Source organism: Pseudoalteromonas sp. Z1A6, from assembly GCF_011378745.1.
Lineage (GTDB): Bacteria > Pseudomonadota > Gammaproteobacteria > Enterobacterales > Alteromonadaceae > Pseudoalteromonas > Pseudoalteromonas arctica.
The window spans coordinates 1-13943 of sequence record NZ_WTKW01000082.1 but is presented as its reverse complement, the minus strand read 5'-3'; the positions used below and the strand labels follow the sequence as shown (position 1 = coordinate 13943).

The following is a 13943-nucleotide window of genomic DNA, read 5'->3' as shown; positions in this document are numbered from 1 at the left end:
TTCCATATTTGTTTAATTTTTATGTAAATAAAGTTCATCCTCGTTGTCATATTTAAAATTCATACTGTCCGCGTTTTCATATTTCATAATTAAAATCAAACGGGACAACAATGTACGCTTTAAAAAACAAATCGCTTTTGAGCATGGCAATTGCCATGGCTGTATCAACATCTAGTTATGCTAACGACAACACCATAGAAGAAGTAACCGTGGTTGCTAAACCAACGAGCTACGCTAATAATGTTATTGAGCCTGCAATGCTTGAGCAACAAAGTTCGGTATCGAGCATATTATCGGTTATTGATAATTTACCGGGTATTAGCATAAATGAAGGTGATGCATTTGGTGGCGACGATTGGTCTACTACAATCACCATGCGTGGTTTTAGTATTGATGGAAACCAACAACAATTAGGTATGACCGTTGATGGCATTCCCAATGGTGGCTCTAATTATGGCGGTGGTGCTAAAGCTAACCGTTACCTAGATAGCGAAAACCTTGCAACGGTTGAAGTAGGTCAAGGTACGTCTGATATTAAGTCGGCTTCACTTGAAGCACTAGGCGGGACATTTAACTTTGTAAGTAAAGACCCAAGCCTTGAAAAAGGCACTACCTTTGCTTATACATCAGGCAGCCACGATGCCACGCGTTATTACTTTAAACACGAAACAGGCACTGTTTTTAATAACACACAAGCGTACGTAAGTTACTCGCAAACAGATACAAGCCGCTGGATTGGTTCAGGCAGTAATGGGGGCAAAGACAACCAACACGCAGAGCTTAAGTTTGTATCTAATTTTGAAGATTTAACGCTCACTGGTCGTTTATCTTACGACGATGTAAGCGAGACAAACTATAACAGCGTAAGCCTTGAGCAGTTTGAACAAACACCCGATTGGGATCAGCTAACATGGAATTGGACAGGAGTTCCGCATTTTGACCAAATGTTTGCAGAAGGTTGGGGAACGCTTCGTGAAAATACCTTAGGCTATTTAAAATTTGAATACGCGATTTCGCCAACTTCATTATTAACCGTTAGTCCTTATTATCATAAAAATTCAGGTCGCGGCGATTGGATCCCACCTTATTTAACAACGCCTGTTGATGAAAATGGCGAACCAACAACACAGGGCGGCACTAATGCAGGCTCTTATGGTTTTGCTGATAGTGAGGGCAACCCGCTTGCACCAAATGCCGATTGTACGCAAAGTTTGAGCTGGCCATGGGAGTCGGGTCCTGGTTTAAATCCTGCGTGTTACGATGCAACAGCAACGCCGGTTATGTCTTACCGCCATACGCATTACAACAAAGATCGCTTAGGTGTAACGGCAAATTACCAAGCTACATTTGGTGATCACGATATAGAAGCGGGCTTTTGGTATGAGCAAAGCGAGCGTGACGAGTCGCGTGATTGGCACAAAGTAATTGATGCGCGTATTTATCATCACTTTGATAGCACGCCTTACTGGACACAATACAAAAACACCTTTGATACCGATACATTCAAATGGTACCTACAAGACTCGATTAATTTTGGTGACTTAACGTTAAATATTGGTGCAAAACAGTATTTAGTTGAATTACAAAAGTACGACCACTTTGCTAACGAAAGATCAGATAAAGTAGATAGCGACTCAGACGTGTTATTTAGCGGGGGTGTATTGTATCAGCTAAATAACAGCACAGAATTATTTTCCAGTTACAGCGAAAATTTTGCAGCAATTAAAGACGGTGTACTTGAACGAGATAGCTCAACACTTACAAACATAGAGCCAGAAACTGCCGACAACATCGACTTTGGTGTACGTTACCAAGCCGACAGATTAACCCTTACAGCAACGGCTTACAGTGTTAAGTTTGATAACCGCATTACCTTTATTGCGCCTGGTAGTGGCACAGACGGCATTGATTACACGATTGGCACAAATGGCTCGTACGTAAATGTAGGGGGTATTGACTCAAATGGGCTCGAGCTTGCAGCAAGCTATATGTTAACACCAAGCTGGAGCGTGTACTCGTCGTATACTAATAGCAGTTCTGAGTATTCATCCGATGATCCAAATGCATACGATTCACAGGGTGTAATATTAAAAGATGAAAGTGGTAATGAGGTCGCACCAAGCTTTAGAAAAGGCGACAGCATAATAGATTCATCAGAGGATTTGTTTGTGGTATCTACCGATTACTTTAGCGATGGCTTTCGTGTTGGTTTATCGGCTAAATACACCGGCGAGCGTTTAGGTGCATGGCAAGACGAAGACACTCGCACGCGTAATAAAGTAGACGGCTACACCGTACTTGATTTTAATGCAGGTTATTCAACTGACGTAGATGCAGGCCCGTTTAAAGCCATTGACGTATCGTTTGTTGTTTATAATGTTACTGACAAAAGCTACTTAGCAGGTGGTACCGGTAACGGCTCTACTTATTACATTGGTGCGCCTCGCACTGCGGCAGTTACATTGACCGCTGACTTTTAATTAGGTTTTAGTAATTGAATTAAAATATAGCCCATCATTGATGGGCTTTATTATATGAAAGGGCGCAAACGCGATGAAAACAATTATAAAAGTAACACTATTTAGCTTAAGTGTATTAGCGAGCAGCTTTGCAACAGCAGCGCAAAATGTAGTGCTGGTAACGCTTGACGGGGTACGCTGGCAAGAAGTATTTAATGGGGCTGATAATAGCTTAATTAATAATACTGATTTTGTTAAAAAGCCTGAGCAATTAAAGACCCAATTTTGGGCAAAAACAGCAAATGAGCGCCAGCAATTACTTATGCCTTTTTTAACGCAAGTAGTGGCTAAAAAAGGGATTATAATTGGCGATAGAGCTAACGGCTCTACTATGTCGGTAAGTAACCCGTGGTATTTTTCATACCCTGGTTACAACGAAATACTCACCGGTGAAGTTGACGAAAGTATAAATAGTAACAACAAAGTGCTCAACCCAAATAAAACTATTTTAGAGCGTTTAGATAAGTTACCTGAGTTTAAAGGTAGCACAGCCTTATTTGGTAGTTGGGATGTATTCCCATACATTGTAAATACTAAGCGCAGTAACGTGTATGTAAATGCAGGTTTTATGTCAATTGAAGAGAATTTATTCACCGATGCGCCGCTGTTAAATGCGCTACAAAGTGAAATCCCCAGTCCTTGGTATAACGTACGACTAGACAGTTTTACATATCGCTTTGCTAAAGCGTATATGTTGGCTAAAAAGCCTAAGTTGTTGGTGATAAGTTTAGGCGAAACCGATGACTTTGCGCATGATGGTCATTACGAACAATACCTTAAATCGGCAAGGCAAAGTGACGCTTTTATAAAAGACTTATGGGCAACTATTCAAACTACAGCGGGTTATAAAAATAACACCACACTAATTATTACTACTGATCACGGCCGTGGCAATAATGCCAATGATTGGCAACATCACAGCTCTAAACGTGCACTTGCTGAGCTAGAGTTAGGTGAAAATACCTACCCAGAAGGAATTGTCGGCTCTGAACATATTTGGCTTGCAGCCATCGGCCCCGCAATAAAAGGACGGGGCTTAATTAAAACTGAAAATGAGCTTAAACAAGTACAAATAGCAGCGACCGTTTTAAAGGCTCTTGGGCAGAATCCAAATGAAATAAATTCAAATATGGCGCCAGCTATTAGCGAGATTTTAAAATGAAGAACCTATTAAAACCATTAACCCTATCTGCCTTGGCGCTGAGTTTGGTTATTAGCGCAAGTGTTACTGCCGCGCCATCTAAAATCCTGTTTGGTTCGTGTGGGCATCAAGATAAAAACATACCCATATTTAATACAATTAACAAAGAGCAGGGGGATTTGTTTATATTTTTGGGTGACAATATTTACGGCGATACCAACGATATGGATATACTTGCCGATAAATACCAACGTTTAGGGGCAAAGGCGGGTTTTAAAATCTTGAAAGCGCAAACGCCTATCATTGCCATGTGGGATGACCACGATTATGGCCAAAACGATGCAGGTAAAGAGTATCCGCATAAAGAGCAATCACGCCAAATTATGCTTAATTTTTGGGATGAACCTGCAAACTCAGCACGTCGCACTCGTCCTGATGGAATTTATACCTCGTACATGTATGGTGAAAATGAGCAAACCATACAAATAATAATGCCTGATTTACGTTGGAACCGTGATGCGCTAAACCATGTAAGCGAGCTTGAATACGACACTAAGCGTAAGTTAAATAACCAAGGCCCATATAGTCCTAGTGAAGTAAAGGGCGCATCAATGCTAGGTGAAGCCCAGTGGCAATGGCTTGAACAAGAGCTTAAAAAGCCTGCTGCAATAAAATTGATTGCCTCAAGCTTACAGCTTTTACCCGATTTTACAGGTTGGGAGTCATGGGCAAACTTTCCTGAAGATAGAAACCGTTTATTTGCATTGATTAAAAAGCATAAGGTAAATGGGGTAGTGATCATCAGCGGCGATACGCACTGGGGTGAAATATCAAAGTATCAGCAAAACCTTGATTACCCATTAATTGAGATGACCAGCTCTGGCTTAACTGAAAAGTGGAAAGATGTAAGCCCTAACAAACACCGAGTAGGGAATTTTACTCATAACGTAAATTATGGTGATTTAAGCATAGACTGGCAGCAAATTGACCCCACTATTTCACTTAAATTAAAAGGCATTGATGGCGAAGTAATAATGCAAAGTGACTTTAGTTTATCAAGTATTAGCCCTTATAAATAAACTCACTACTACGCAGAGTATATAAAATAGATGCTGTGCGTATAAAATCTGTAAGTTAGTTCTTAACTCTCTGATTTATTAAAGCCAATTACCCGTTTGCGCTACCCCTAATATTGAAAATATCTTACACTGGTTTTATCTCAAGCAAGGTCAGTGTTATATGCTAAATATTATTCAATCAAACCGGATGGAAGCCCTGCAAGCGCAGTTCCACCAGCTGTTAAAAGTAAACCCATTGCAAAGCCCGTTCGACAAAGAAGTAGTGCTAGTGCAATCGCCGGGTATGTCGCAGTGGTTAAAAATAGGTTTGAGCGAAAACTTAGGGGTTGCAGCGCAGGTAGATTTTCCGCTGCCGTCGAGCTTTATTTGGCAGTTGTATCAGCAATTACTGCCAAATGTCCCTAAAGAGTCGGCATTTAATAAGCCCAACCTTGCTTGGAAGCTGTTCGCAATTTTACCAACCTGTATTGACGAGCCATTATATTTGCCGCTAAAAACCTATTTAGAAGGCGATATCGACGGGCAAAAAACCTTTGCGCTGTGCGAAAAAATAGCCGATGTGTACGACCAATATTTAATGTACCGACCGCACTGGATAGCCACATGGGATAGCGGAAAAGATGAGCTTGATGACGTGGATGTAACCATTGCTCCATGGCAACCTGACTTATGGCGACGCATTGTAAAGCTAAGCCAAGACCTTGGGCAAAGCCAATTTCATCGCGCTAATATGCAAGGGCAGCTACTAGCAGCACTTGAGACGATGGATAATAGCTTACTGCCACAACGCATTAGCTTATTTGGTATATCGGCGATTGCCAGCTCCCAGCTTGAGGTGTTTGAAGCGCTGAGTAAAAAAACTGAGGTTATATTATTCTTTTTTAACCCGAGTGAGCATTACTGGGGCGATATTATAGATGAAAAAACAGCAGCTAAAATAAGCGCAAAATACGCCAAAATGCCGCTGGTGGAAGCGCAACAAAAAAAACAAACCAATCCAGATGAAGAATACTACTTTATAGGTAATCCGTTGTTATCGTCGTGGGGTAAATTAGGTCGCGACTATTTTGAGCAACTCGTACAGTTAGATGCCCGTTGGATAGACGGTTTTATTGATGTGTTTGACGACACCTTACTAGGGCAAGTACAAAGCGAGATTTATCAGCTTGCGTTTAAAGGTGAATCGCTGACCGATAACAAAGAGTGGTTTATAAACGACGAAGGTAAATTACCAATCAGCGCAACCGACACCAGCATTACGCTCAGCGATTGCCATACACCGCTCAGAGAAGTTGAGCGCTTGCACGACTACTTACTTAACTTATTTAATCAAAACCCAATGCTTACTCCCAAAGACATAATCGTCATGATGCCCGATGTAGGCACTTACAGCCCCTACATTGAAGCCGTATTTGGCGGGGCACAAGGTAGCCGCTTTATTCCTTACGCATTGGCCGATTTAGCCATAGAGCAAGAAAAGCCCGTCCTTAGCTCATTTGCGAGTTTAGCTAACTTACCGTTTTCGCGCTTTGGTGTGTCGGATATTCTCGATTTATTACAAGTGACGCAAATAGCCGCAAAATTTGGACTTGAAGCGCACGAATACGAGCAAATTCAATACTGGCTTGAACGTGTAGGCGTTAAATGGGGTATAAACGCAGCGCATAAAAGCAGTTTTGATTTGCCCGCTATCGATTTAAATACCTGGCAACATGGGCTCAACCGTTTACTGCTTGGTATTGCCATGCGCGACGAGCAATGCCCGTTTAACGGTATTTACAGCGCTGATGAAGTAGAAGGTATGGCGCTTGATACGCTTAATAAGCTTGTGCACTTTATTGATGTACTGCAAAGCTTTAAAGAGCAGCTAACGCCTGATGACACGCTCACTAATAAAGCGCATATTTTAAGCGAGCTATTAAACGCCATATACGAAAGTGAAAGCGACGACAGCTGGGATTTATTAGTACTTCAAAACGTGCTCGAAGAAATACAAAAACACCACGACAACGGCGATTACAGTAAAGCGGTTTCGCAGCGTATTGTTAGTTACTTAGTTAAACAAGGCATTCAAGAAAAAGGCGTAGGGCAGCGGTTTTTAGTTGGGCAAGTAAACTTTTGTACGCTTATGCCCATGCGCGCCGTACCATTTAAAGTGGTATGCATGCTGGGCTTAAACGATGCCGACTACCCGCGTAACGTACAACCCATTGGTTTTGACTTAGTGCCTTATTCTAAAAAGCAAAAAGGTGACCGATCACGTAAATTAGATGACCGCTACTTATTTTTAGAAGCGCTACTGAGTGCCCGCGACAATTTATACATGAGTTACATTGGTCGCTCGTGTTTTGATAACCAACCGCGTATGCCATCAACCCTTGTAAGCGAGCTGTTAGAATATATTGGGCGTAGTTTTGAATTAAGCGATAAAAGCGAAAAAACGCTGCCCGCATGTCTAATTAATCAGCAGCATTTACAGCCTTTTAATAGCCATTATTATTTAGCCGATGAGCAAGCCAATACTGTGCTGAGCAACCACAGTTACAATCCAATTTGGCTGCCAAGTGAGTCAATTAAACCAGAGCCAGTTATTGCACTTGATGTGACTGTGCCAGATCAGTTAGATCTTGATGTGTTTATTAGAAGTGTGTGCAGCGCACAAGAGAGCTTTTATCAACAAACATTAGGTTTACGCCTGCCACAATTTAACGAAGTAGCAAAAGACGAAGAGCCATTTAGCCTAGATGCGCTGCGCCGTTATTTTTACCTTGATGAAATACTTAAAGCCAATATAAACGAGCAACCACTGAGTACCGAGCAAATACTGCAGCGGGGTGAGTTACCTCAAGCCAATGTAGGCAGCCTCATATTTGAGAGTATGGAGCACCGAGTTGATGCGCTTGCAGGGCAAGTTAAAGAGCATATTAAAAGCGGGAAAAGTGAGCCGATAGAAGTTTTGCTTACCATTGAAGGCACCAAAATAGAGGGCTGGCTCAATCATGTTTATTTGCAAAAACAAGTGTTTTACCGCAGTGCGAGTATTAAAGCGAAAGATTTAATTAAAGGCTTTATTTATCACCTTGCAGCGCAAAGTATGGAGCAACAAGTAGAAACATTGTTACTTGGGCTCGATAAGCAAATTACCTTTGCGCCCATAAACAAAGCCGATGCGGATGCACTATTAGCCGATTGGTTTGAGTTATACAAAGCGCTGCGCGCAGAGCCTGTGCCGTTTTTTCCGGTAAGTGGTTATGAATACGTTAAAAGCGGCGGCGATATAACAAAAGCAATGAGCAAATTTAGCCCGCAATACATAGGGCGAGGCGAGGGCGAAAACCCGTATATTCGCTTAACGGTGCAATCGCTAAATGACTGCCAAGAAGAATTTATAAAATGGAGTGATAAATTGCTCACGCCTTTATTTGAACACGCAAAGGAGAGTGACCATGCAAGCGCTTAATCCTCTTACTATGCCGCTCATTGGTCAAAGTTTAATAGAAGCCAGTGCGGGTACCGGCAAAACCTATACAATTACGGGGCTGTATTTACGTTACTTACTAGGTATGCAAATAGAAGGTGAGTTAAATACGCCGCTCAGTGTTGAGCAAATTTTGGTTGTAACCTTTACCGACGCCGCCACCCAAGAAATTAAAGACCGCGTACGCAGCCGAATCATTGCTGCACGCGACGCACTGCTTGGACAAGACCCAAATGACGAACTCATTGAAGGCGTAATTGCCAAAATTGATGATAAACACCGCGCGTTTGATTTACTCGATGCAGCTGCTAAATCAATGGACGAAGCCGCTATTTTTACCATTCATGGCTTTTGTCAGCGGATGCTAAAACAACATGCGTTTGAGTCGGGTGTGGCGTTTAATCTCGAATTTATTTTAGATGAGCGCGACATATTACTCGAAACCATTAAAGATTTTTGGCGCGCATTTGTATACCCACTAAACAAAGAACGCACCGATGCTATTTTAGATGTATTTGCCGCACCCGAGACTTTATTCGCTCAAGTGGCGAGCATTTTAAACAAAGCTAATGCGCACATTACACCACAAATAAACTTAGATGATGTATGGAAAGCACGCGATGAATACATAACCCGTGTACCTGCATTTAAAAAAGCGGTATTAGAGCAAGAGTTTATAGGTGCTATTAAAGGCTCGGGTTTAAGCGGGTCTAAAACGCCAGCACGAAAAGGCAGCCTTAGTGCGCTTGAGACATTTTGTTTAGGCGGCGATTTGTTTTTTGAATTTGGCACTAGCAAGTATTCGTTTGAAGTGTGGAGTACAGAAAACCTAAGCGATGCAGGCAATTATAAAAAGAATCAGCCATTATTTGTGCATCCATTACTGAGTCAATTTGACGAGCTTGCCGCCCTTAATAACACCATAAACCAAGGGCTTAAAATAGCAGTTATACAACATGCAGCACGCTGGGTAAAAGCTGCAATAGTTAAGCGCAAGCAAGAGCAAAGCGTGATCACCCCAGATGACTTACTGACCAATTTACACAGTGCGCTTAATAACGAGCAAGGCGACGTACTGGCGCAAAAAATTGCGCAGTTGTTTCCGGTTGCCATGATTGATGAATTCCAAGATACCGATCCGATTCAGTACGGTATTTTTAGTAAAATTTATGGGCAACAAAATACCACGCTTGCCATGATAGGCGACCCCAAACAGGCTATTTATGGCTTTAGGGGCGCGGATGTTTTTACGTATATTGGCGCAAAAGAGGCAGTGCAGATTGATCAGCAATTTACGCTGGGTACTAACTTTCGCTCAAGCACCGATATAGTAAATAGCGTTAATAGTTTATTTGGCAAACACGCTAACAGCTTTATTTATAACGACGCTATACCCTTTAACGCAGTAGCTGCTAAAGGCAAAAAAGCGGATGACTCTTTTTTAATTGATGGCAAACCCGCTACCGCATTCGAATTTAATGTATTTGTAGATGAAGCCGCCGATGAAAAGAACAAACCAACTAACAAAGGTGTAGGGCAAGCGCATTTAGCCACTCACTTTGCTAATAAAATAGTGACCCTGCTTGAAAAAGCTAAACAGGGGGACGCGTGCATTGGCAGTAACCCTGTAAGCGCTGCCGATATTTGTATATTAGTGCGCGACCGTGTTGAAGCACAAATAATGAAAAAAGCGCTTAGCGAAGCCAAAATTTCCAGCGTGTACTTATCGCGCGAGAGCGTTTTTAGCCAAGAGCTTAGCCATCACCTACTTAACTTTTTAACGGCGCTGCATGGTCAATATGACGAGTCACTGCTGCGCGGTGTTTTAGCTGGTCCATTATTTTGTTTAAGTTATAACGAAATACACGCACTCGCCGATGATGAAAATAAATGGCAAGACTACTTAAACTTTTTTGCACAACTTAGCCACATTTGGAACAAGCAAGGCGCTATGGCAATGCTTGAGCGCTTAATGAGCCATAACCAGCTTAGCGCTAAATGGCAAGGATTGGGATATAACGTTGAGCGTTGGCTGACGGACTTTAGGCATTTGGGCGAAATACTTCAGCAAAAACAAATAGAGCTTGAAGGCACGCTGCGTTTACTGCGATGGTTTGCACAAAAGGTAAGCCAACAAGATGGCGAAACAGTACAAGTGCGCCTAGAAAGTGACGCCAACTTAGTAAAAATTGTCACTATGCATGCCTCAAAGGGGCTTGAATACCCACTGGTATTTATGCCGTTTGCTAGTGGCTATCGCGAAACAAAAGAAGCGCTTTATCACAATAACGGCAAGCTAGTTTACGATTTAAGTAAAGACGAAGATGCACTGCAAAAAGCAGAGCAAGAGCGCTTAGCTGAAGATTTACGCCTGCTGTATGTAGCACTTACTCGCGCTGTGCATTTTTGTGCGCTTGGTGTTTATAACATTGGGCAAGGGCAAAGTAGCCGCTTAGCAATGCAAAGTAGTGCACTAGGGCATGTTTTATTTGCAGGGCTTGAGCTTGCCAGTAGCCAAACATGGCGCACGCATTTAAGTGAGTTTTGCGACGCTAATAGCGCGATGAGCTATCAGCAATTTACCTCGCAAACGTTATTAGAGCAAGGCACGCTTTGTTTTAGTAATAGTGAAATTGCGCAGCAAACATTAAGTGTCAATAGAGTAACGGCAAATATTGAGCGTAACTGGCGAGCAACCAGCTTTAGTGCGTTAAGCTTTAAAAAGCATAGCGACCAATTAGCCCCAGGGCGAAGTGATGAAGATCACGAAAAAGACGAGTTTGCAGTGCAAGAGGATGAACTGCCATCACCTTATAGTTTTCCTAAAGGGCCAAAGCCGGGTAGCTGTTTACACGAAATATTTGAACAAATAGATTTTATTAGCCCAATAGTTCACCCAACTAATTCCGAGCAAAACTTATCTGAGGTAGTTAAGCGCAGCCTTGAAAAATACCACATAGGTGAGCAATGGCGAGAAGTGGCTGAAAAATGGGTGCTTGATGTTCTTGCGTGCCCCCTAGATAAAAGCTCTCTAGAAAACAGCCTTCTTTCATTGGGTGTGCTTACACCCAATGATTGCCTAGTCGAAATGGAATTTAATTTACCACTTGAGAGCTTAAGTGCACCTAAGCTAAACGAAATGCTGGTGAAACATTTTAGCTTTACGCAAAGTAAGCTTGAATTTTCACAAGTAAAAGGCTTGTTAAAAGGCTTCGTCGATTTAATATTTTGCTACCAAGGTAAATATTATATTTTAGATTATAAGTCTAATTATTTAGGCAGTACGCCAGCTGATTACGAAGGCGATATGCTTGAGCAAGCGATGAGCAGTCATCAGTATCATTTACAGTATTTAATCTACACGGTAGCGCTGCATCGTTTATTAAAACAACGTATAGCTGATTACTCGATAGAAACCCATTTAGGCGGCGTGTATTACACGTTTTTACGTGGAATGCCGACAGGGCAAGGCGTGTACTTTAAAAAGCTAACTGAAGAACAAGTGATTATTTTAGATGGCTTATTTAGCCAAGGAGCTATGCTATGAGCGATTTAAATGAGCAACCTGGCTTGTTTGACGATATAGACGAGACACTTAATAATGAAGCTGCAGAGCCTCTTACTTCAAAAAATGTAGCACAAGATGCCCCATTAGAGGATATTGTGTTAAATAATACGATTACCGAAGTCCCGTTACTTGAGTATTTATTAGCGCAAAACCGACTGCGTGTAGTTGATGTGAAGCTCGCTGAATTACTGTGTGCTAATGACATTGAGAAAACTCACAATGAACTGTTTTATATTATTTTATTGCTGTGCTTATCGCAGCAAAGCCAGCATAGCTGCCTAACCTTAAGTGAAGTTGATTGGAGTAATCCTTTTAATTTGCGCAAAAGCGACTTTAATAAACTCGATGGCAATGTACCCAGTACGCTAAGCCCGTTTAGTGATGACTTTAACGTACATACGGCGCTTAATTATTTACAAAGCCATGAAAGCGTGGGCGAAAATAAACCACTGCAGCTGTTTAACGAGCGACTTTATTTTGCGCGCCTTGCCGGTTATGAGCAAACACTCGCGGATAGACTATTAAGCATGAGCGAGCGAAAGCTCAATATTAATAATGAAGTATTGGCTGAACTTTTAAATACCTATTTTCCTGCTGATTCAACAATTGAAACTGATTGGCAAAAAGTGGCGTGTGCGATTGCGGCCACCAAAGGCTTTAGTGTGATCACGGGTGGCCCAGGTACAGGTAAAACTACCACAGTGACTAAGTTGCTGGCTATTTTGCAGTCGCTTTATAAAACCGCGCCCCTTAGTATTAAGCTGGTGGCCCCTACAGGTAAAGCCGCTGCACGTTTAAGTGAGTCTATTTTGGGCGCTAAAAATAAGCTCACAACGATTCCTGATGATATAAAAGCGCTGATCCCGCAAAGCGCTCAAACGATTCATCGCTTATTGGGCGTAAAACCGTTTACTAATAAATTTAGACATAACAAAAGTAATCCGCTGCATTTAGATGTACTAATTATTGATGAAGCCAGTATGGTCGATTTATCGCTGATGGCTAAATTAATAGAAGCACTTCCTGCGCACGCGCGATTAATACTCCTAGGTGATAAAGATCAGCTTGCCTCGGTAGATACCGGCAGCGTAATGAGCGATTTATGCCAAGGTTTAACACTTGGGCAAACGCCACGCTATTCGCAAGCACGTTGTGATGAGCTAAATAGCTTATGTTTTAATAATGAGCCTAAGCTCGTAGCGCAAAGCGTGAGTGAATTTAAACTCGCAGATTGCATTGCCTTTTTACAACACAGTTATCGATTTGATGCACAAAGCGGCATTGGTCAACTCGCACTTGCGGTAAACACCAATAACACCGGTATTTTAAATTACGTAGAGCAAGAAAGTAGTGAAGGGCGCTTTAACGATGTAATTTTAGATTACGACTTTGTAGCAAAACCAATTGAAAAGCTCGTTAAAAGTGCAGGAAGTCATTATGCAAAGTACCTTAACTTAATGGCTCAAGGTGCAAGTGTTGCACAGGTGCATGCTGCTTTTGCTAGTTATCAGCTTTTAGCTGCGGTACGAGAGGGCGATTACGGCGTGCATAGCTTAAATCAACGAATAGAGCGCGTGTTGCAACAGCAAGGTTTAATTACCGTAAGTCCTAATACTCACCACTACACGGGTATGCCTATTATGGTGAGCCAAAACGATTATCAACTTAAGTTATTTAACGGTGATATTGGTATTTTAATGCCCGATGAAAGTAATCAACTCAAAGCCATATTTATTGATGAGCAAGGTAATCAACGAGCATTTTCGCCAGCACGACTCCCTGCGCACGATAAAGTCTATGTAATGACTATTCATAAATCACAAGGTTCAGAGTTTAGCTACACAGCCATGGTACTGCCACCGCTAAAACAAGCGCGCATGGGTATCAACAGGCAATTAGTGTATACGGGAATAACCCGTGCTAAAAACACCTTTGAGCTGGTGGCTGATAAAAAAGTACTACAACTAGCGATGAATAAAAGCGTATCGAGAGCGTCTGGATTGTATGAAAGATTAAAGTTTGAGAATTAAAGGTTCTGCTGGGACATAGAAGTTATTTTATTGATGTATCCACATATTTGCAGATACCAGTGTTTATGTATTGGCTATTTTAAAACTTTCTGAATCTAGTAATTAAAGCTCTTATTATTTATCGCGTT

The 13943-nt window shown here is 41.8% G+C and carries 6 protein-coding genes; all 6 read left to right on the top strand.

Features of this window, described 5'->3' with window-relative positions:
- The first annotated feature begins 110 nt into the window (after window positions 1-110).
- The 6 genes from GQR46_RS07415 (at window position 111) to recD (ending at window position 13815) form a co-directional block, all read left to right on the top strand.
- On the top strand, window positions 111-2480 hold the full coding sequence (locus tag GQR46_RS07415) for a TonB-dependent receptor (protein WP_165740583.1): 2370 nt from the start codon (window positions 111-113) through the stop codon (window positions 2478-2480).
- A gap of 73 nt (window positions 2481-2553) precedes the next feature.
- Window positions 2554-3681 (top strand): alkaline phosphatase family protein, encoded by a 1128-nt coding sequence (locus tag GQR46_RS07410; RefSeq protein ID WP_024594361.1) that lies wholly within the window; start codon window positions 2554-2556, stop codon window positions 3679-3681.
- Complete coding sequence (locus GQR46_RS07405) at window positions 3678-4739, top strand: alkaline phosphatase D family protein (RefSeq protein WP_165728840.1); 1062 nt, start codon at window positions 3678-3680, stop codon at window positions 4737-4739. The genes GQR46_RS07410 and GQR46_RS07405 overlap by 4 nt, the downstream gene beginning before the upstream one ends.
- A 160-nt stretch (window positions 4740-4899) precedes the next feature.
- Window positions 4900-8199 (top strand): exodeoxyribonuclease V subunit gamma, encoded by a 3300-nt coding sequence (gene recC, locus GQR46_RS07400; protein WP_165740582.1) that lies wholly within the window; start codon window positions 4900-4902, stop codon window positions 8197-8199.
- Window positions 8186-11764: an exodeoxyribonuclease V subunit beta gene (gene recB / locus GQR46_RS07395; protein WP_165740581.1), complete on the top strand. Its 3579-nt coding sequence runs from the start codon at window positions 8186-8188 to the stop codon at window positions 11762-11764. The genes recC and recB overlap by 14 nt, the downstream gene beginning before the upstream one ends.
- Window positions 11761-13815: an exodeoxyribonuclease V subunit alpha gene (gene recD, locus GQR46_RS07390; RefSeq protein WP_165740580.1), complete on the top strand. Its 2055-nt coding sequence runs from the start codon at window positions 11761-11763 to the stop codon at window positions 13813-13815. The genes recB and recD overlap by 4 nt, the downstream gene beginning before the upstream one ends.
- Window positions 13816-13943: the final 128 nt, after the last annotated feature.